Here is a 19,638-nt window from a genome sequence, read left to right as displayed (position 1 = left end):
CCCCTCGCCACAAGAGCCCTCTCTTTACAGGGCTTTTTCGAAGATCTTCGAATTACGCTGATAGTTGTACAGCGACGCCCGTGCCGACGGCAGGCGATCGACGCTGCTTGGCACGAAGCCGCGCTCGCGGAACCAGTGAGCCGTGCGCGTGGTGAGGACGAACAAGGTTTTCAACCCCTGGGCCCGTGCGCGGGTTTCAATGCGTTCGAGCAGCTCATCACCACGACCACCGTGCCGGTACTCCGGGTTCACCGCCAGGCACGCCAGCTCTCCGGCATCGGAGTCGGCGATCTGATACAGCGCCGCACAGGCGATGATCATGCCCTCACGCTCGACCACGCTGAACTGCTCAATCTCACGCTCGAGCACTTCGCGCGAGCGACGCACCAGAATGCCCTGCTCTTCCAGCGGGCTGATCAGGTCCAGTAGGCCGCCGACATCTTCGATGGCCGCTTCGCGCACCACCTCGAATTGCTCCTGGGCCACCAGCGTGCCGCCACCGTCACGGGTGAAGAGCTCCGTCAGCAGTGCACCGTCTTCGGCGTAGCTGACGATATGGCTGCGGGCCACGCCGCCACGGCAGGCTTCAGCGGCGGCATCCAGCAGCTCGGCCTGGTAGTTGCTGCCCAGACGTTGCAGATGTGCCGGCACCTGTTGCGGACGCAGCTCGCGTACCAGCCGGCCGTGTTCATCGATCAAGCCCAGGTCGGCGCCGAACAGCAACAGTTTGTCTGCACCCAGGTCGATGGCCGCACGCGTGGCGACATCTTCACAGGCGAGGTTGAAAATTTCACCGGTCGGCGAGTAGCCCAGTGGCGACAAGAGCACGATGGAGCGCTCGTCCAGCAGGCGATTGATGCCCTTGCGGTCCACCCGACGCACTTCACCGGTGTGGTGATAGTCGACACCTTCCAGCACGCCGATCGGCCGCGCGGTCACCAGGTTGCCGCTGGCCACCCGCAGGCGCGAGCCCTGCATCGGCGACGACGCCATGTCCATGGACAGCCGCGCCTCGATGGCGATGCGCAGTTGGCCGACCGCATCGATCACGCACTCCAGGGTCGCGGCATCGGTGATGCGCATCCCGTGATGGTAGTGCGGGGTCAGGCCCCGAGCCTCAAGGCGCGCTTCAATTTGCGGGCGCGAACCATGGACCAGGACCAACCGCACACCCAGGCTGTGCAACAGCACCAGGTCGTGGACGATGTTGCCGAAGTTCGGGTGTTCAACGCCATCGCCGGGCAGCATGACGACAAAGGTGCAATCGCGGTGGGCGTTGATGTAGGGCGAAGCGTGACGAAGCCAATTGACGTATTCGGGCATGAACCTGGGCCTGTAATAAATAGCAGCCGAAAAAAGGGCGGAACAGAAAACGCACAGCGGGCTGATGGTTATCGTCGGAACAGGCTTGGCGACACGCGCGCTCTCCTCATGAATACGGGTTGGGACATCGGCAATTTATACATCACACCTGCGTTTGGGCCGGCGTCAGGCAGTAATGTTCAATCAACTGTCGTAATAGATGCACCGTAGGCTGCAAACGTGACATTTCGAGGAATTCCCCCGGTTGGTGGGCGCAGGCGATATCGCCCGGTCCGAGCACCAGTGTTTCGCAGCCAAGTTGCTGAAGATAAGGCGCTTCGGTGCCGAATGCCACTGCTTCGGCGGCATGGCCGGTGAGCTTTTCGGCGATGCGCACCAGTTCTGCATCCTCAGCCTGCTCGAAAGGCGGCACTTCGGCGAACAGGGGGGCGTAATCGATCTTGACCTGATGCCGCTCGGCAATCGGCCTGAGCTTCTGCAAAATCTCGGCGCGCAGTACCTTGGGGTCCATACCCGGCAACGGCCGCAGATCGAACTCCAGGGAACACTGCCCGCAGATGCGGTTGGGATTGTCGCCCCCATGGATGCAGCCGAAGTTCATGGTCGGCATCGGCACACTGAACTGCGGATTACGGAATTCGCGCTGCCACAACAAGCGCAGGCCGCGCAGTTCACCGATGGCGTCGTGCATGGCTTCGAGCGCACTGTGGCCCAGGCGCGGGTCCGAGGAGTGGCCGCTCTGCCCGAGGATATCGATGCGCTCCATCATGATGCCTTTGTGCATGCGGATCGGCTTCAGCCCGGTCGGCTCGCCGATCACCGCCGCACGCCCCAGCGGCCTTCCTGCCTGGGCCAGCGCCCGGGCGCCGGACATCGAGCTTTCTTCATCGCAGGTGGCCAGGATCAGCAGCGGCTGCTTGAACGGTTGGTCGAGCAGCGGCCTGACGGCTTCGATGGCCAGGGCGAAAAAGCCCTTCATGTCGCAACTGCCCAGGCCGACCCAGCGCCCGTCGACCTCCGTCAGCTTCAGGGGATCGGTCTGCCACAACGCGCCATCGAACGGCACCGTATCACTGTGACCGGCCAGCACGAGCCCGCCGGGGCCACTGCCGAAACTGGCCAGCAAGTTGAATTTGCCGGGGCTGACCTGCTGGATGTCGCAGGCAAAGCCCAGGTCGCCGAGCCAGGCGGCCAGCAGGTCGATCACCGGACGATTGGATTGATCGAGGCTTGGCTGGGTGCAACTGACGGACGGCGCAGCGATCAGCGCAGCGAACTGATCTTTCATGGACGGCAAAGGCATCGCTGACTCCAACTCCCGAATTGAAGTCCATCATAGAGCCATCCGGTGACAGGAATAAACCGTCGCACGGCGAAGGCAGGTCGAGTCCTGTACACTGCACGACCTTGGCAGCCACCAATTCCCCCGGCTGCGCTCCCGATCCTGGATTTTCCGGCCATGCAGAAAGAAACTGAAATCAAGCTCCGCGTCAGCCGCGAAACCCTCGCCGCCCTGCGCGAGCACCCGTTACTGAAAAAACGCAACAAAAGTGGCTGGGAACGCCGTGAGTTGATGAATCAATACTTCGACACCCCCGAGCGTGACCTGGCCCGGGCCAAAGTCGCCCTGCGCCTGCGCAAGGACGGCGAAGAAGTGATTCAGACCCTCAAGACCCGCGGCCAAAGCGTCGCTGGCCTGTCCGTACGTAACGAGTACGACTGGAACCTGCCCAAAGCCAAGCTCGACCTGAAAAAACTCGACGGCGAATGCTGGCCCGAAGAGCTGGCTGAACTGGACAAGAAAACCCTGAAAGCCATCTTCACCACCGATTTCGTCCGCGAGCGCGCGGAAATCGCCTGGGGCCGCGGCAAGTCCAAAGTCGTCATCGAGGCGGCACTGGACCTGGGCCACGTGGTAGTCGGCAAGCAGAAAGAAGAAATCTGCGAACTGGAACTGGAATTGCGCGAAGGCGAACCCGCCGCGCTGCTGGAACTGGCCGCCGAACTGGCTGAAAAACTGGCGCTGATGCCATGCGATATCAGCAAGGCCGAACGTGGCTATCGCCTGTACGACGCCCACAGCTACTCGTTGAGCCTGCCGACACCGCAGATCAGCGCCGAAACGCCGCTGGACGATGCGTTCGCCGCACTGAGCTGGCATTTGCTGGGCAGCAGCCAGCGCCTGGCAGAGCAGTATCGTTTCAATGGCCACTGGCGCCTGTTGCAGGACTGGGTCGAGAACCTGGCTGAAATGCGCGCGCTGATCAGCAGCCTTGGTCAAGCCGCACCGCGTCAGTCGACCCACGATTTGCGTGTCGCGCTCGACGCCTTGCTGGAAGACTGGCGCCCGCTGGTACAGGCCGGCCTGGACGATGAAGACGTTCGCAAAGCCGCACCGGAGCAGTTCCTCGAAGAACTCGAAGACCCGCGCTGGGGCCTGTTCTCCCTGAACACCTCGCGCTGGTTGCTGGCCCGCACCTGGACCGCCGAGCGCAACACCCGCGGCAATCGCCAGGGCGCCGCGCAATTGGGCAGCTGGCTGCCACGCCTGCTGGGCGAAGAAGCCACCTCGCTGCAATTGCAGCGTTACCAGCAACAGCCGGAAGACCTGGCCGAGCAACTGCCGCGCATCGAGCGCATCCAGGTTTGGCTGCACCACGCGCGCAACGTGCTGGAGATCCCGGAAATGGATCGCCTCTACGGCGAGCTGAACAAGCTGGCGCAACTGGCCAACGAACCGATCTCCGACGAAATCCTGGATGCGCGCAAGCAACAGGCGATCGCGGTTTATCAGAATCGTGCCTGGAAGATGCTTCTGCGTCTGTAATACCGCCATCGCCAGCAGGCTGGCTCCCACAGGGGATTTGTGGCGTACACAAAACCAATGTGGGAGCCAGCCTGCTGGCGATGAGGCCTGCAAAATTTCAGACCGGCAAACTGGTGGTCGACTTGATCTCCGACAACGCCACGATCGAGTTCACTTCCTGAATCCCCGGCACCAGCGACAGCTTCTCGAAGAAAAACCGCTCATACGCCTCGATGTCCGCCGCGACGATCCGCAGCATGAAATCCACCGCCCCCATCAGCACGTAACACTCCAGCACCTCGGGAAAACCTCGAATCGCCTCGGTGAACTCGGTGAAGTTCGAACGGCCATGGGCGTTGAGTTTTACCTGGGCGAAAATCTGCGTGTTCAGGCCGATTTTCTTGCGGTCGAGCAAGGTGACCTGGCCGCGAATGATCCCCTCCTCTTTCATCCGCTGAATCCTCCGCCAGCAAGGCGACTGCGAAAGCCCTACCTGTTCGGCGATCTGCGCGCTCGAGAGCGAAGCATCCTCCTGCAGCAAGGCGAGAATCCTGCGGTCGTAGCTGTCCAGCTCGCTGTGCATAAAAAAACCTTAAAATGATAATCCTGTGAATTACGCGATTCGCCAGACCTGTAATACGGCTAATCATAGATAAGAAATACCCGCCACCGAATGTAAAAATTTCTCCAATCAGTCTGGAGACCGAACATGCCCTACCTGGAAGCCGTCAATACCTCGCCCACCCGCGCCGATGCCTGGAATGCCGGCAACGCCCATTGCCGCGTTCACTACCAATTGCTCGCCGAAGCCGAACCGGACCTGCTGTGCCGCGCGCTCAACCTGTTCGCCCTGCAGTTCCTGACACCGCAACAGGTGAATGTGCAGCGCCGGGACGACTTGCTGGCCATCGATGTCGTCATCGACGGATTGAGCTGGCATCGCGCCCAGGTGATTGCGGAAAAACTTCGAAACCTGATCAGCGTGTGCTCGGTCGACCTGCAAACCGCTGATGTTGCCTGGGCCGAAACGGCACTGGCGGCGGGCTGAAAAACCCCGATACGGCTTCGTCGGGTAGTGGCCCAACGGCCTGCGGGGTCACGGCTATCCTTTGCGCACTGTCGTTCAAAAGGAGCCCGCATGTCCGTTCAAATCGCCTTTCAGGACCGCTGGCTGGACCTCAATGATGTGCTGCGTGAACTGGTTGCCCAGGGCTTTGTCAGCCAGGACTCGGCCGAACAGGCGCTGAACGCCCGACGCCGTCACGCCGCCAATGGCCAGATGCACCCGCTGGAGTTCATCGCCAGCCAACACCTGGACGACCTCAGCCGTCCCGGCAAGCACCTCGACCTTGAAAGCCTGACCCTGTGGCTGTCCCAGCAAGCCGGCCAGCCTTACCTGCGTATCGATCCGCTGAAAATCAACGTCGCGGCGGTGACCCCGCTGATGTCCTACGCCTTTGCCCAGCGTCACAAGATCCTCGCGGTGTCGGTCGATCGCGACGCAGTGACCATCGCCAGCGCCCAGCCTTACGTCACTGGCTGGGAAGCCGACCTGACCCACGTGCTGAAGCTGCCGATCAAGCGCGTGGTGGCCAACCCGGTGGACATCCAGCGTTTCAGCGTGGAGTTCTTCCGCCTGGCCAAATCGGTCAGTGGCGCGAGCAATGCCGATCAACAGGTCAGTACCCTGGGCAACTTCGAGCAGTTGCTCAACCTCGGCGCCAGCGATCAGGAGCCCGACGCCAACGACGCGCACATCGTCAACATCGTCGACTGGCTGTTCCAGTACGCCTTCCAGCAGCGCGCCAGCGATATCCACATCGAGCCCCGGCGCGAACAGGGCACGGTGCGCTTTCGCATCGACGGCGTGCTGCACAACGTCTACCAATTCCCGCCACAGGTGACCATGGCCATCGTCAGTCGCCTCAAAAGCCTGGGGCGAATGAACGTCGCGGAGAAACGCAAACCCCAGGACGGCCGGGTGAAAACCAAGACCCCGGAGGGCGGTGAAGTCGAGTTGCGGCTCTCGACCTTGCCCACCGCCTTCGGTGAAAAAATGGTCATGCGGATCTTTGACCCGGAGGTGCTGCTCAAGGATTTCGACCAGTTGGGTTTTTCCGCCGACGACCTGCGGCGCTGGCAGGACATGACCCGCCAGCCCAATGGCATCATCCTGGTCACCGGGCCGACCGGGTCGGGCAAGACCACCACGCTCTACACCACGCTGAAAAAACTGGCGACGCCCCAGGTCAACCTCTGCACCATCGAAGACCCGATAGAAATGGTCGAGCCGGCGTTCAACCAGATGCAGGTCCAGCACAACATCGACCTGACCTTCGCCGCCGGGGTTCGGGCGCTGATGCGGCAAGACCCGGACATCATCATGATCGGCGAGATCCGCGACCTGGAAACCGCCGAGATGGCCATCCAGGCCGCCCTCACCGGGCACCTGGTGTTGTCGACGCTGCACACCAACGATGCGCCCAGCGCCATCAGCCGCCTGCTGGAACTCGGCGTGCCGCATTACCTGATCAAGGCCACCGTGCTCGGCGTGATGGCCCAACGCCTGGTGCGTACCCTGTGCCCACACTGCAAGGCCCCGCAAGCCTTGGGCGAGGAAGACTGGCAAACCCTGACCCGGCCCTGGCAAGCGCCGCTGCCTGGCAACGCCCAACGCGCCATTGGCTGCCTGGAATGCCGCGATACCGGCTACCACGGTCGTGCCGGGGTGTACGAAATCATGCAGTTGAGCGACGGCCTGAAGGCGCTGATCAATCCCGACACCGACTTGCTGGCCGTGCGGCGCCAAGCGTTCAAGGAAGGCATGCGTAGCCTGCGACTGTCGGGAGCACAGAAAGTGGCGGCGGGTTTGACGACGATTGAGGAGGTGTTGCGGGTGACGCCGCAGAGCGAGCAGAAGTAGGTGGGCCGTTATGGAACTCGATGGGGGGCGGACAATCCAACATCGCAGTTAAATCAGTGGAGTCACCCATCATGCGTTTCAAAGTTGCTGTCGCTACCATCGCCTTGTTGTCCTTGCCTGTCGGCTCGGCGATGGCTGATAGCTTTTGGCGTAACGTCCTTACCTCCGGTGCAACCACCGGTTCGACCTACCTGACGTTCAAGGACAACAAGATGATCATCGCTGCCCAGGACGATGCCAGCAGCTTCGTCGCCAGTGACGGCGGCATCCGCGGTCCGTACCTGGAAGCGGCGATGCAGAAAGTCCGCGCCGACAACCCGGGGCTGCAGGCCACGGATATGGAACTGGCGAATGCGATCCTGGCGAAGAACGCCGTGGCTTCGGAGTAATTCTTGCCGATACGAAAATGCCGCTCACATGAGCGGCATTTTTTTATGAACAACACCGCCCCTGTAGGAGCAAGGCTTGCCCGCGATGGCGATCTCGATGGCGCCATCGCGGGCAAGCCTTGCTCCTACAGGGGCGTGCGTTGTTCAGCGGTATTCGTCCAGCGGCACACACGCACAAAACAGATTCCGGTCCCCATACACATTGTCCACCCGGTTCACCGCCGGCCAATACTTATGCGCCTTGGTATGCGCATCCGGCGTGACCGCCTGCACGATGCTGTAAGGCCGTTCCCACACGCCAGTGATGTCCGCCAGCGTATGCGGCGCGCGCTTCAACGGGTTGTCCTCGGCCGGCCAGTTGCCGTTCTGCACCTCGGTAATTTCCGCGCGGATGCTCAGCATCGCTCCGATAAAGCGGTCCAGCTCTGCCTTCGATTCACTTTCGGTGGGCTCGACCATCAACGTCCCCGGCACCGGGAACGACATGGTCGGGGCATGGAAGCCATAGTCCATCAGACGCTTGGCAACGTCTTCTTCGCTGATGCCGGTCATCGCCTTGAGGGGTCGCAGGTCGAGAATGCATTCGTGGGCCACCCGCTCGTTGCGACCGGTGTAGAGCACTGGAAACGCGCCGGACAGGTGCCGTGCCAGGTAATTGGCCGCCAGGATCGCCACTTCACTGGCGTCGGCCAATTGCGGCCCCATCATGGCGATGTACATCCAGCTGATCGGCAGAATGCTTGCACTGCCCCAGGGCGCTGCGCTGACCGCGCCATTCTGTGGCTGCGGCCCATCGATAGGCACGACAGGATGATTGGCAACGAACGGCGCCAGGTGGGCGCGCACGCCAATCGGCCCCATGCCCGGTCCACCGCCGCCATGGGGAATGCAGAAAGTCTTGTGCAGGTTCATGTGTGACACATCGGCGCCGATGTCCGCCGGGCGCGCCAGCCCAACCTGGGCATTGAGGTTGGCGCCGTCCATGTACACCTGGCCGCCATGGCTGTGGACAACTTCACAGATTTCGCTGATGCCTTCCTCGTACACGCCATGGGTCGACGGATACGTCGCCATCAGGCAGGCCAGTTTATCCCCGGCCTGGGCGGCCTTGTCTTTCAGGTCCTCCAGATCGACGTTGCCCGCCTCGTCGCACTCGACAATCACCACGCGCATCCCGGCCATCTGTGCCGAGGCCGGGTTGGTGCCGTGGGCCGACGAAGGAATCAGGCAGATATCCCGCCCGCCCTGCTGGCGGCTCTCATGGTATTTGCGGATCGCCAGCAGCCCGGCGTATTCGCCCTGGGCCCCGGAGTTGGGCTGCATGCAGATCGCATCGAAACCGGTAATCGCGCAGAGCCAGCGCTCCAGTTCCTCGATCATCAAGGTGTAACCGAGGGCCTGTTCCCTGGGTGCAAATGGATGCAGGTTGGCGAACTGCGGCCAGGTAATCGGGATCATCTCGCTGGTGGCGTTGAGCTTCATGGTGCACGAGCCCAGCGGGATCATCGATTGGTTGAGCGCCAGATCCTTGTTTTCCAGTTGCTTGAGGTAGCGCAGCATCTCGGTTTCGCTGTGGTGGGCATTGAACACCGGGTGGCGCAGATAGGGCGAGGTCCGCGCCAGCGTGTCGGGAATACCGCCAGCCAGGGTTTCAGCGTCCAGTTCGTCGACGTTGAGCCCATGATCAGACCCCAGGAACAGGTCGAACAGTTTCGTTACTGTGGTTTCGTCAGAGGTTTCGTCGAGGCTCAGACCCAATTGCCCACGCCCCAGAATACGCAAGTTGATCTGCGCAGCCTGGGCGCTTTCGATGATCGCGGTCTGGGTGCCACCGACCTCCAGGGTCAGGGTGTCGAAGAAGTGCTGGTTGAGACGGGTAATGCCCTTGCGCTCAAGGCCCGCGGCAAGGATGCAGGTCAGCCGGTGCACGCGCTGGGCAATCCGTTTCAGGCCTTCCGGACCGTGATAAACCGCATAGAAACTGGCGATGTTGGCCAGCAGCACTTGCGCGGTGCAGATGTTCGAGTTGGCCTTTTCACGACGGATATGCTGTTCGCGGGTTTGCAGCGCCATGCGCAGGGCAACGTTGCCGCGGGCGTCTTTCGACACGCCGATGATGCGGCCGGGAATCGCCCGTTTGTACTCGTCACGACTGGCGAAAAACGCTGCGTGAGGGCCGCCGTACCCCATGGGCACGCCGAAACGCTGGGATGAGCCGAACACCACGTCGGCGCCCAGTTCCCCCGGCGGGGTGAGCAACAGGAGGCTCAGCAGATCGGTGGCGACACACGCCAGCGCCTGCTGGGCATGCAGATGATCAATCAGCGGGCGCAAATCACGGATCTCGCCGTGGGTGTCGGGGTATTGCAGCAGCGCACCAAATACCTGGTGCTGTTTCAAGTTATCCACAGCGTCGACGATCAGTTCGAACCCGAAGCCTTCCGCTCGGGTTTGCACCACGGAAATGGTCTGCGGATGGCAGTGTTCGTCGACAAAGAACAGGTTGCTCTTCGACTTGGCGACCCGCTTGGCCAGGGCCATGGCTTCCGCCGCCGCAGTGGCTTCATCCAGCAGCGAGGCGTTGGCCAGTTCAAGGCCCGTGAGGTCGATGGTCAATTGCTGGAAATTCAGCAGCGCTTCCAGCCGGCCCTGGGCGATTTCCGGTTGATAGGGTGTGTACGCGGTGTACCAGCCGGGATTTTCCAGGACGTTGCGCAATATGACGGCCGGCGTCAGCGTGCCGTAATAGCCCATGCCGATCAGGTTGGTCCAGACCTGGTTTTGCTCGGCGTAACCGCGCAACTTGGCCAGCGCGGCTTCTTCGTCGAGGGCCGGCGGCAGGTCGAGTGGTCGGTTCAGGCGGATTCCCGGCGGTACCGTCTGCTCGATCAACTCGACCCGGCTACCGAGGCCGAGGCTGTCGAGCATCGCCTGTTGCTCGGCGGCGTCAGGCCCAAGGTGGCGGCGAAGAAAGGCATTGGGGTCGCGTAACTGGCTCAGGGACGGCAACTGGGACATGACGGGCTCTCTCTTGACTGGCGCTCGGCGTCGATGCAACACGGTCAAACCAGCATAGCAGTCGATGCCGCTGTGCCCCTGAAGATCAAAAGATCGCAGCCTGCGGCAGCTCTACAGAGGATCGCATTTCAATGTAGGAGCTGCCGCAGGCTGCGATCTTTTAGCGGGTATAAAAAAGCCCCGACAGGTCGGGGCTTTGGGGGGACGCTGAAAGCTTATTCGCCGATGGCGGCCTTGTAACCCGCTGCATCGAGCAGCTTGTCCAGGTCAGCCGCGTTGCTTGGCTTGAGTTTGAAGATCCACGCGCCGTACGGGTCGGAGTTGAGCAACTCAGGCTCACCGCTCAGAGCTTCGTTGACCGCGATCACTTCACCGGCAACCGGGGAATAGATGTCGGAAGCGGCCTTGACCGACTCCACCACACCCGACTGATCACCAGCGGCAAAGACGTTGCCGACTTCGGTCAGCTCAACGAACACCACATCACCCAGCGCTTCCTGCGCGTGATCGCTGATGCCCACGGTGACGGTACCATCGGCTTCCAGGCGAGCCCATTCGTGGCTCTCGGCAAAACGCAGGTCGGCAGGGATATTGCTCATGTTCTGTGTCCTCAGGAAAATTGTCGGCGGTCAACGCCCGCCGGAAAAGGTTAGATCAAGGTTTTGCCATGGCGAACGAAGGTCGGCTTGACCACTCGGACCGGGTACCACTTGCCACGAATTTCCACTTCCGCGCGGTCGGCAGTGGCCATCGGCACGCGCGCCAGTGCAATCGACTTGCTTAGCGTAGGAGAGAAACTACCACTGGTGATCTCCCCTTCGCCAACATTGGCGATGCGGACCACTTGATGAGCGCGCAAAACCCCGCGCTCCTCAAGGACCAGCCCCACCAGTTTGTGTTGTACGCCGCCACTGCGTTCGGCTTCCAGCGCCTGGCGGCCGATGAACTGGCGAGCGGCCGGTTCCCAGGCGATGCTCCAGGCCATATTGGAGGCCAGCGGAGAAACGTCCTGGTGAATGTCCTGACCGTACAGGTTCATGCCCGCCTCGACCCGCAGGGTGTCACGCGCGCCCAGGCCAATGGGGGAAATGCCCGCCCCCACCAGATCGTTGAAGAACCCCGGCGCCTGGTCGGCTGGCAGGATGATTTCCAGGCCGTCTTCACCGGTGTAGCCGGTGCGTGCGATGAACCAGTCACCGTCGGGCCGGCCTTCGAAAGGCTTGAGCTTGTGGATCAATGCGCCTCGCGCCTGGCTCACCAGTTCGGCAATCTTTTGCCGGGCATGGGGGCCCTGGATGGCCAGCATTGCCAGTTCGGAGCGCTCGTTGAGCTGCACGTCGAAACCGTCGAGATGTGCCTGCATCCACGCCAGGTCCTGATCGCGAGTAGAGGCGTTGACCACCAGGCGGTAAGCGCTTTCGAGGCGATAGACGATCATGTCGTCGACGATACCGCCGCGCTCATTGAGCATGGTGCTGTACAACGCGGTACCGGGTTTGTGCAGGCGTTCGACGTCGTTGGCCAGCAAATGCTGGAGCCATGCCTTGGCCTGGGGGCCGTCGACATCGATCACGGTCATGTGGGATACATCAAAAACACCGCAATCGCGGCGCACCTGATGGTGCTCCTCGACCTGGGATCCATAATGCAGAGGCATATCCCAACCGCCAAAATCGACCATCTTCGCGCCGAGGGCAAGATGAAGGTCATACAGAGGCGTACGCTGTCCCATGGGTTTCTCCTTCCGGGCGTGGCGAAGGTGCGGACGAGTGATCGTTTGTGCGGGAACCTTGAAATAAAAGGCTTCCAGCCGTTTTCACTACCTTGTCTGTCAGACCGACCGCACCGAATGCCGCGCATTGTAGCCGCAAGGTGTAGGACTGGCACCTAGCTGTTTCGATGCGCCGAACGTCGTATCAATCCGATGACCGGTAGCAGCCCGACCAAAACCAGGGTCAAGGCCGGCAAAGATGCCCTCGCCCACTCGCCTTCACTGGTCATTTCGAAGATCCGCACCGCCAGCGTGTCCCAGCCAAAGGGGCGCATCAGAAGGGTCGCGGGCATTTCCTTGAGCACGTCGACGAACACTAGCAAGGCCGCGCTCAACGAACCGGGGAGCAGCAACGGTAGATACACTTTGAAAAACAGTCGTGGCCCACTGACGCCCAGGCTACGTGCCGCTTCGGGCAAAGATGGCCGTATTCGCGCCAGACTGCTTTCCAGCGGACCGTAAGCCACGGCGATGAAGCGCACCAGATAGGCCAGCAGCAACGCCAACAGGCTGCCCAGCAACAACGGCTTGCCAGCCCCGCCGAGCCAGCCGGAGAGCGGGATTACCAGCACGCGATCCAGGTAACTGAACGCCAGCATGATCGACACCGCCAACACCGATCCGGGCAAGGCGTAGCCAAGATTGGCCAGGCTGACCCCGGCGCGGATCCCCTGGGTCGGTGCCAGCCGCCGGGCAAACGCCAATACCAGGGCGACACTCACGGTGATCAGCGCCGCCATCGTCCCCAGGTACAAGGTGTGGATGATCAGGCCGGTGTAACGCTCATCCAGATCCAGGCGCCCGCGCTGCCAGAACCACACCACCAGCTGCAGCATCGGAATGACAAAGGCGCAGGCGAACACCAGGGCGCACCATCCTGTCGCCAGCAGCGCCTTGAAGCCGTGCAGGTGATACAACGCCTTGACCCGTGGCCGTTCATTGCTCGCCCGGTTGGCGCCGCGCGCTCGACGCTCGCCGTATAGCACGAGCATCACCACCAGCAGCAACAGGCTGGCCAGTTGCGCAGCGGTCGAGAGGCTGAAGAATCCGTACCAGGTCTTGTAGATGGCGGTGGTGAAGGTGTCGAAGTTGAACACCGACACGGCGCCGAAATCCGCCAGGGTTTCCATCAGCGCCAAGGCCACACCAGCACCGATGGCCGGGCGCGCCATGGGCATTGCCACGCGCCAGAACGCCTGCCACGGGGATTGACCGAGCACCCGCGCCGCTTCCATCAGGCCCTTGCCCTGGGCCAGGAACGCGGTACGGGCCAGCAGGTAAACGTAAGGATAGAAGACCAGCACCAATACCAGGATCACCCCGCCCGTGGAGCGCACACGCGGCAAACGCAGGCCGCTGCCGAACCACTCCCGCAGCAGGGTCTGCACGGGGCCTGCAAAATCCAGCAACCCGACGAAGACGAATGCCAGCACGTAGGCCGGAATCGCAAAGGGCAGCATCAGTGCCCAGTCTAGCCAACGCCGACCGGGGAATTCGCAAAGGCTGGTGAGCCAGGCCAGGCTCACCCCCAGGACCGTCACGCCAATTCCGACACCGAGAATCAAGGTCAGGGTGTTGCCCAGCAGGCGCGGCATCTGGGTCTCCCACAGGTGGGACCAGATCTGCGGGTCGATGGCTTGCCAGGACAGCAGCAGGACGCTCAGGGGCAGCAGGACCAGCGCAGCGATGACGAAGACCAGGGGATACCAGCGGCGTTGGGCGGGGTGGGCCAAGGTATAGCTCTCGCAAAATCTTGAAGTGTAGGGAAAACGCAAAAAGATCGCAGCCTCCGGCAGCTCCTACATTGGGTCGGTGATCACCCTGTAGGAGCTGCCGAAGGCTGCGATCTTTTGCTCTTTAATGCCGGTGACTCAGTTCCAGCCAGCGCGATCCATCATGCGAATCGCTTCCGCCTGGCGCTTGCCGGCGACTTCCACTGGCAGGGTATCGGCAATGAACTTGCCCCAGGCAGCGACTTCGGCCGATGGCTGCACAGTCGGGTTAGCCGGGAATTCCTGGTTCACGTCGGCGAAGATCTTCTGCGCCTCCGGCGTGGTCATCCACTCCACCAGGGCCTTGGCTGCTTCCGGATGCGGCGCGTGCTTGATCAGGCCGATGCCCGACAGGTTGACGTGTACGCCGCGATCCGCCTGGTTCGGCCAGAACAGTTTCACCGGCAGGTCCGGCTTCTGCTTGTGCAGGCGGCCGTAGTAGTAGGTGTTCACGATGCCGACGTCGCACTGGCCGGCATTGATGGCTTCGAGCACTGCCACGTCGTCGGAGAACACGTCAGTGGACAGGTTGTTGACCCAGCCCTTGAGGATTTTCTCGGTTTTCTCGGCGCCGTGCACTTCGATCATGGTGGCGGTCAGGGACTGGTTGTAGACCTTCTTCGCCGTGCGCAGGCACAGGCGGCCTTCCCAGTTCTTGTCGGCCAGCGCTTCGTAGGTGGTCAGTTCGCCCGGTTTCACCCGGTCGGTGGAATAGGCGATGGTCCGTGCCCGCAGGCTCAGGCCGGTCCAGGCATGGGAGGCCGCACGGTATTGCAGCGGAATGTTGGCATCGATGGTTTTCGAGGTGAAGGGCTGGAGGATGCCCATCTGCTCGGCTTGCCAGAGGTTGCCGGCATCGACGGTCAGCAGCAGGTCGGCGGGCGTGTTCTCGCCCTCGGCCTTGATCCGCTGCATCAGCGGCGCTTCCTTGTCGGTGATGAACTTCACCTGGGTGCCGGTTTTCGCGGTGTAGGCATCGAAGACTGGCTTGATCAGTTCATCGATGCGCGAGGAATAGACCACCACCTCGTCAGCGGCCTGGGCGGCGGTGCTGCCGATCAGGGTCAGGGCCAGTGCGGTCAGTAGACGCTTCGGTGCCAACATGGGAGCGGTCTCTCGATTGAAAAAGTGAGGCCAAATGATAAGGACTCACATTTCCCTTCTCAATCGAACAGTTCCCCGAGGAGTTACCAGATGTTGCACAACCCGAGAGGTAGGGTGACTGAGCGGACGCCATCGCGGGCAAGCCCGCTCCCACAGGTTCGAGGTGGAACACAATTTTGCGCCCGACTTCAATCACTGTGGGAGCGGGCTTGCCCGCGATGAGGCCATCAGCTTCGATGGATAGTTCAGGCCTTGGCGAGCGCCGGCAAATCCCCGATAAATCCCAGTGCCTCACGCACGAACAGCGCCTTGGCCTCCGGCATCCGGTCGACCAGATTCAACCCGGCATTACGCAACAAGCGCACCGGCAACGGGTCAGCCTGGAACAGCCGCTCGAAACCTTCCATCGCCGCCATCAGCGCCAGGTTATGCGGCATGCGCCGACGCTCGTAACGGCTCAGCACCTTCACATCCGCCAGGCGTTCGCCACGGGTCGCCGCTTTCAATAGCACTTCGGCCAGCACCGCGGCATCAAGGAAACCAAGGTTCACACCCTGCCCGGCCAACGGGTGAATGGTGTGCGCGGCGTCACCGATCAAGGCCAGGCCCTCTGCCACGTACCGCTTGGCATGGCGCTGACGCAGCGGCACGCACAGGCGCGGATCGGCACTCAGTACCGTGCCGAGTCGACCTTCAAAGGCCCGTTCCAGCGCACGACAGAAACCCTCGTCGTCCAGCGCCATCAAGTGCGCGGCTTCGCTCGGCGTGGTCGACCAGACGATCGAGCACCAATCCTGCTGACCGTCGCGCTCAAGCGGCAGGAACGCCAGCGGGCCATTGTCGGTAAACCGCTGCCAGGCAGTCGCTTGATGCGGTTTGGCGCTGCGCACACTGGTGACGATGGCGTGGTGCAGGTAATCCCACTCCCGCGTGGCGACACCGGTCAGGCGCCGCACCGCCGAGTTGGCGCCATCCGCCGCGATCACCAGCGGCGCGCGCAAGGTTCGGCCATCGGCCAAGGTCAGCAGCCAGTCGTCGCCGGAGCGGCGCATCTGTTCCAGACGTGCGTTGGCCAGCATGCCCAGGTCACAGTCGTGCAAACGCTCGAGCAAGGCGTCCTGAACTACGCGGTTCTCGACGATATGGCCCAGCGTATCGGCATGCACGCTGGCCGCCGAAAAGTGGATTTGCCCGGTGCCGCTGCCATCCCACACCTGCATCTCGCTGTAGGGGCTGCTGCGCCGGCTGGCAATGCCGTCCCAGACACCCAGGCGTTCGAGAATTCGCTGGCTGGCAATGGACAATGCACTCACCCGCGGCTCGAACGGTGCCTGCGGGTCAAAGGGTTTGACGCTCAACGGGCTGCCATCGAGCAGCAGGACTTCCAGCCCGCTGTCCTGCAACGCCAGCGCCAGGGCGCTGCCGACCATTCCGGCCCCGACAATCAGCAGATCTGCGCGCATTTCCATGCTTTAAGCCTGTCTCGCTTGCGGCTTGAGCCGCACGTAAAGGGTTTTTCCGACACGCGCCACCAGGTTGCCGGCGCCGTCATGAATATCGACCTGCAATTGCGGCAGGTACTTCCTGCCCTCCGCCGTCTGCCGGCGGATCTCGTCGAGCAAGGTGTCATCGATGTTGAAACGGGCGAACACCGGACCTTTGCCCGGTGCGATGAAGTCGATGTCGGCAGCCTTGTCCCAGACGATGTAGTCGCGACCGAGGTTTTCCATCAGCATCAGCATGAAGAACGGGTCGACCATCGAATACAGGCTGCCGCCGAACTGCGTGCCGACGTAGTTGCGGTTGTACCAACGCAGGCCCATGGACACCTGAACGTCACGAAAGTCATCGCTGATGTGCCGCACCCGAACGCCTGCGCCAAGGTACGGCGGATAGAGGTTCATGAACCGGCACATCAAGCGGGCCTTGCCAAACTTGCGTGTCAGCCAGTTAAACATCAGGGCGGGTACCCAGGCCCATGGCTTGCCGGGCGAACCAGCGCTTGGCTGGCGGCAGCAGGTCAAGGCCGAGCAGGCCCAGATTGCGCCCCAATGACACCAGCGGCTGAGTACTGCCGAACAGGCGCGTGACCTGGTCGGAGAAGCCCACGGTGAGGTTCTGGTCCAGTCGCTGGCGCTCGCGGTAGTCCTGCAAGGTGGCGAAGTGCCCCGGCAGGTGTTCGCTGGCGAGCAGCGCATCGGCCAGCGCCTGGGCATCGCGCAGGGACAGGTTGAACCCCTGGCCGGCAATCGGGTGCAGGCTGTGGGCAGCATTGCCGAGCACCACCAGGTGCGAGCGCACCTGCTCTTCGGCCTCCACCAAGGCCAGCGGATACAAGTGCCGCACACCGACTTGCTTCAACGTGCCGAGGCGATAACCGAACACCCCCTGCAGTTCGCTGAGGAAACTGCGATCATCAAGCGCGGCCAGTCGTTGCGCATCCATGCCCAGACGGGTCCAGACCAGCGCACAACGGTTGTCCGGCAATGGCAGGAACGCCATCGGGCCATCGTCGGTGAAGCGTTCGAAGGCCATGCCGCCATGGGCTTCGCTCGGGGTGATGTTGGCGATCAGCGCGCTCTGGTTGTACGGGCGCTTCTTAATGCCGATGCCCAGTTGCTCACGCAAACCTGAACGGCCGCCATCGGCGAGCACCGCGAGATCGCAATCGAGCGTGGTTTCGTCATTGAGGGTCAGGCGGTAGCCGTCGGTGAGCGGCTCCATGCGCGTGACCTCCGCCGGGCAACGCCAGGTGATCACGTCCTTGTCCAGGCCTTGCCACAGGCAATGGCCGAGCCAGGCGTTTTCCACCACATAACCCAGCGCCGGAACACCCTCCTCCATCGCCGACAGTCGCGCCGTGGAGAAACGCCCTCGGTCAGAGACGTGAATTTGCTTGATCGGCTCTGCGCGGCGGGAGATTTCCTGCCAGGCGCCCAGGCGCTGATAAATTTGCCGCGCACCGAAGGACAACGCCGTGGAACGCGCGTCGTAACTGGGTTGCCAGGTGTCCCCGGGGGCAAACGGTTCTATCAACACGATCTTCCAGCCACGGGCCTTCGCCCCGGCCTGCAAGGCCAACGCCAGGCTGGCGCCGACCAGGCCGCCACCGATGATCGCCAGATTGACTCGATTCATGCCGCTTGTGTCCGTGCTTGCGCCATCAGGGCCTCGATCTCGGCGACGGTTTTCGGTACGCCTTTGGTCAGGATTTCACAACCGGTCCTGGTGACCACGACATCGTCCTCGATGCGCACGCCAATGCCGCGCCATTTCTTCGCCACGCTCTGGTTGTCCGGAGAAATGTAGATCCCCGGCTCCACGGTCAGCGCCATGCCCACCTCCAGCACACGCCATTCGCCGCCGACCTTGTATTCGCCGACGTCATGCACATCCATGCCCAGCCAATGGCCGGCGCGGTGCATGTAAAACGCTTTGTACGCTTCGCTGGCAATCAGCTCGTCGACGTCGCCCTGCAACAGACCCAGCTCGACCAGGCCCGAAGTAATCACCCGCACCGTGGCTTCGTGGGCCTGATTCCAGTGTTTGTTCGGGGCGATCTCGGCAAACGCGGCTTCCTGGGCGGCCAGCACCAATTCGTAGATCGCCTTCTGCTCTGCGGAGTATTTGCCGTTGACCGGCCAGGTGCGCGTGATGTCGCTGGCGTAGCAGTCGATCTCGCAACCGGCGTCGATCAGCACCAGGTCGCCGTCCTTGAGCAGCGCGTCATTCTGCTGGTAATGCAGGATGCAGCTGTTGCGCCCCGCCGCGACGATCGAGCCGTAGGCCGGCATCTTCGCCCCGCCCTTGCGAAACTCGTAATCGAGTTCGGCTTCCAGGCTGAACTCATGCAACCCGACACGGCTGGCCTGCATAGCACGCACGTGGGCCTGGGCGGAAATCCGTGCGGCTTCGCGCATCACCTTCACTTCTGCCGCCGATTTATACAGGCGCATGTCGTGCAGCAGATGATCCAGGGCAACGTATTCGTTCGGCGGCTGGGCGCCGAGGTTGGCCTTGGAGCGGATCACGTTGATCCATTCCATCAGGTGCCGGTCGAATTCCGGGTTGCTGCCCATGGCCGAGTAGACGCGGTCACGGCCTTCGATCAGGCCGGGCAGGATGTCGTCGATGTCGGTGATCGGGAAGGCGTCGTCGGCACCGAAGTCGCGAATCGCGCCCTCTTGCCCGGCCCGCAGGCCGTCCCACAACTCGCGCTCGGCGTTGCGTTCACGGCAGAACAGGATGTATTCACCATGCAAACGCCCCGGCATCAGGACCAACACGGCCTGGGGCTCGGGAAAGCCGCTGAGGTACTGGAAGTCGCTGTCCTGGCGGTAGACGTGCTCGACGTCGCGGTTGCGGATGGCGACCGCGGCGGCAGGCAGGATGGCGATGCTGTTGGGTTCCATCTGCGCCATCAGCGCCTTGCGGCGACGGCTGTATTCCGACTTGGGGATATGAATCATGGGCAGATGGCTTTCCCTGGCTTTTTGATCAGTGCAGCGACGGCTTGGCGGCAGCCGCCACGT

16 protein-coding genes are annotated in these 19,638 nt (G+C 62.3%); 4 read left to right on the top strand and 12 right to left on the bottom strand.

Annotated features, from left to right (window positions below; translation table 11 throughout):
• Positions 1 to 24 precede the first annotated feature (24 nt).
• Both argA and argE read right to left on the bottom strand, forming a co-directional pair.
• A complete protein-coding gene (argA, locus tag PMI35_RS04500; protein WP_008064942.1) occupies positions 25 to 1,323 on the bottom strand; it encodes an amino-acid N-acetyltransferase in 1,299 nt (432 codons plus the stop codon).
• 142 nt (positions 1,324 to 1,465) lie between these two features.
• Complete coding sequence (argE, locus tag PMI35_RS04505) at positions 1,466 to 2,626, bottom strand: acetylornithine deacetylase (RefSeq protein WP_008064941.1); 1,161 nt, start codon at positions 2,624 to 2,626, stop codon at positions 1,466 to 1,468.
• A 156-nt stretch (positions 2,627 to 2,782) separates the two neighbouring features.
• Between argE and PMI35_RS04510 the strand changes: the two genes are divergently transcribed.
• Positions 2,783 to 4,150, top strand: a complete 1,368-nt coding sequence (locus PMI35_RS04510; protein ID WP_008064940.1) for a CYTH domain-containing protein — start codon at positions 2,783 to 2,785, stop codon at positions 4,148 to 4,150.
• A 97-nt stretch (positions 4,151 to 4,247) separates the two neighbouring features.
• Here the strand turns inward: PMI35_RS04510 and PMI35_RS04515 are convergent, their stop codons facing one another.
• Positions 4,248 to 4,712, bottom strand: a complete 465-nt coding sequence (locus PMI35_RS04515; protein ID WP_008064939.1) for an Lrp/AsnC family transcriptional regulator — start codon at positions 4,710 to 4,712, stop codon at positions 4,248 to 4,250.
• A gap of 126 nt (positions 4,713 to 4,838) precedes the next feature.
• Between PMI35_RS04515 and PMI35_RS04520 the strand changes: the two genes are divergently transcribed.
• From PMI35_RS04520 to PMI35_RS04530, 3 genes are all read left to right on the top strand, one after another.
• Positions 4,839 to 5,177, top strand: a complete 339-nt coding sequence (locus tag PMI35_RS04520; protein ID WP_008064938.1) for a hypothetical protein — start codon at positions 4,839 to 4,841, stop codon at positions 5,175 to 5,177.
• Positions 5,178 to 5,267: 90 nt separating this feature from the next.
• Entirely contained in the window at positions 5,268 to 7,052 is a 1,785-nt protein-coding gene (locus PMI35_RS04525) for a GspE/PulE family protein (protein WP_008064937.1), read from the top strand.
• 71 nt (positions 7,053 to 7,123) lie between these two features.
• The gene (locus tag PMI35_RS04530) at positions 7,124 to 7,441 is read left to right on the top strand and encodes a DUF2388 domain-containing protein (RefSeq protein WP_008064936.1); all 318 of its coding nucleotides are present in this window, start codon (positions 7,124 to 7,126) and stop codon (positions 7,439 to 7,441) included.
• A gap of 144 nt (positions 7,442 to 7,585) precedes the next feature.
• Here the strand turns inward: PMI35_RS04530 and gcvP are convergent, their stop codons facing one another.
• The 9 genes from gcvP to pepP form a co-directional block, all read right to left on the bottom strand.
• Positions 7,586 to 10,459 carry an aminomethyl-transferring glycine dehydrogenase gene (gene gcvP / locus PMI35_RS04535; protein WP_008064935.1) on the bottom strand — a complete coding sequence of 958 codons (2,874 nt, stop codon included), beginning with the start codon at positions 10,457 to 10,459 and terminating at the stop codon, positions 7,586 to 7,588.
• 215 nt (positions 10,460 to 10,674) lie between these two features.
• On the bottom strand, positions 10,675 to 11,058 hold the full coding sequence (gene gcvH / locus PMI35_RS04540) for a glycine cleavage system protein GcvH (protein WP_008064934.1): 384 nt from the start codon (positions 11,056 to 11,058) through the stop codon (positions 10,675 to 10,677).
• A gap of 50 nt (positions 11,059 to 11,108) precedes the next feature.
• Positions 11,109 to 12,191 carry a glycine cleavage system aminomethyltransferase GcvT gene (gene gcvT / locus PMI35_RS04545; RefSeq protein WP_008064933.1) on the bottom strand — a complete coding sequence of 361 codons (1,083 nt, stop codon included), beginning with the start codon at positions 12,189 to 12,191 and terminating at the stop codon, positions 11,109 to 11,111.
• Between the two features lie 155 nt (positions 12,192 to 12,346).
• Positions 12,347 to 13,963 carry an ABC transporter permease gene (locus PMI35_RS04550; protein ID WP_008064931.1) on the bottom strand — a complete coding sequence of 539 codons (1,617 nt, stop codon included), beginning with the start codon at positions 13,961 to 13,963 and terminating at the stop codon, positions 12,347 to 12,349.
• Between the two features lie 138 nt (positions 13,964 to 14,101).
• Positions 14,102 to 15,106, bottom strand: a complete 1,005-nt coding sequence (locus tag PMI35_RS04555; RefSeq protein ID WP_008064928.1) for an extracellular solute-binding protein — start codon at positions 15,104 to 15,106, stop codon at positions 14,102 to 14,104.
• Between the two features lie 245 nt (positions 15,107 to 15,351).
• Positions 15,352 to 16,569 (bottom strand): 2-octaprenyl-3-methyl-6-methoxy-1,4-benzoquinol hydroxylase, encoded by a 1,218-nt coding sequence (locus tag PMI35_RS04560; protein WP_162831857.1) that lies wholly within the window; start codon positions 16,567 to 16,569, stop codon positions 15,352 to 15,354.
• A gap of 9 nt (positions 16,570 to 16,578) precedes the next feature.
• Positions 16,579 to 17,064, bottom strand: a complete 486-nt coding sequence (locus PMI35_RS04565) for a DUF4442 domain-containing protein (RefSeq protein ID WP_032832047.1) — start codon at positions 17,062 to 17,064, stop codon at positions 16,579 to 16,581.
• Positions 17,057 to 18,244, bottom strand: coding sequence for a 2-octaprenyl-6-methoxyphenyl hydroxylase (gene ubiH / locus PMI35_RS04570; RefSeq protein WP_008064922.1), 1,188 nt, complete (start codon positions 18,242 to 18,244; stop codon positions 17,057 to 17,059). The genes PMI35_RS04565 and ubiH overlap by 8 nt, the downstream gene beginning before the upstream one ends.
• Positions 18,241 to 19,575 carry a Xaa-Pro aminopeptidase gene (gene pepP, locus PMI35_RS04575; protein WP_032832046.1) on the bottom strand — a complete coding sequence of 445 codons (1,335 nt, stop codon included), beginning with the start codon at positions 19,573 to 19,575 and terminating at the stop codon, positions 18,241 to 18,243. Before pepP ends, ubiH begins: the two co-directional genes overlap by 4 nt.
• Between the last annotated feature and the right edge of the window lie 63 nt (positions 19,576 to 19,638).

The sequence above is a fragment of the Pseudomonas sp. GM78 genome, from assembly GCF_000282475.1.
Lineage (GTDB): Bacteria > Pseudomonadota > Gammaproteobacteria > Pseudomonadales > Pseudomonadaceae > Aquipseudomonas.
This window is presented reverse-complemented; position numbering and strand designations above follow the sequence as displayed.

Coding starts and splice junctions, on each gene's coding strand:
- argA (WP_008064942.1), bottom strand. CDS start 1,323: ATGCCCGAATACGTCAATTGGCTTCGTCACGCTTCGCCCTACATCAAC.
- argE (WP_008064941.1), bottom strand. CDS start 2,626: ATGCCTTTGCCGTCCATGAAAGATCAGTTCGCTGCGCTGATCGCTGCG.
- PMI35_RS04510 (WP_008064940.1), top strand. CDS start 2,783: ATGCAGAAAGAAACTGAAATCAAGCTCCGCGTCAGCCGCGAAACCCTC.
- PMI35_RS04515 (WP_008064939.1), bottom strand. CDS start 4,712: ATGCACAGCGAGCTGGACAGCTACGACCGCAGGATTCTCGCCTTGCTG.
- PMI35_RS04520 (WP_008064938.1), top strand. CDS start 4,839: ATGCCCTACCTGGAAGCCGTCAATACCTCGCCCACCCGCGCCGATGCC.
- PMI35_RS04525 (WP_008064937.1), top strand. CDS start 5,268: ATGTCCGTTCAAATCGCCTTTCAGGACCGCTGGCTGGACCTCAATGAT.
- PMI35_RS04530 (WP_008064936.1), top strand. CDS start 7,124: ATGCGTTTCAAAGTTGCTGTCGCTACCATCGCCTTGTTGTCCTTGCCT.
- gcvP (WP_008064935.1), bottom strand. CDS start 10,459: ATGTCCCAGTTGCCGTCCCTGAGCCAGTTACGCGACCCCAATGCCTTT.
- gcvH (WP_008064934.1), bottom strand. CDS start 11,058: ATGAGCAATATCCCTGCCGACCTGCGTTTTGCCGAGAGCCACGAATGG.
- gcvT (WP_008064933.1), bottom strand. CDS start 12,191: ATGGGACAGCGTACGCCTCTGTATGACCTTCATCTTGCCCTCGGCGCG.
- PMI35_RS04555 (WP_008064928.1), bottom strand. CDS start 15,106: ATGTTGGCACCGAAGCGTCTACTGACCGCACTGGCCCTGACCCTGATC.
- PMI35_RS04560 (WP_162831857.1), bottom strand. CDS start 16,569: ATGCGCGCAGATCTGCTGATTGTCGGGGCCGGAATGGTCGGCAGCGCC.
- PMI35_RS04565 (WP_032832047.1), bottom strand. CDS start 17,064: ATGTTTAACTGGCTGACACGCAAGTTTGGCAAGGCCCGCTTGATGTGC.
- ubiH (WP_008064922.1), bottom strand. CDS start 18,244: ATGAATCGAGTCAATCTGGCGATCATCGGTGGCGGCCTGGTCGGCGCC.
- pepP (WP_032832046.1), bottom strand. CDS start 19,575: ATGATTCATATCCCCAAGTCGGAATACAGCCGTCGCCGCAAGGCGCTG.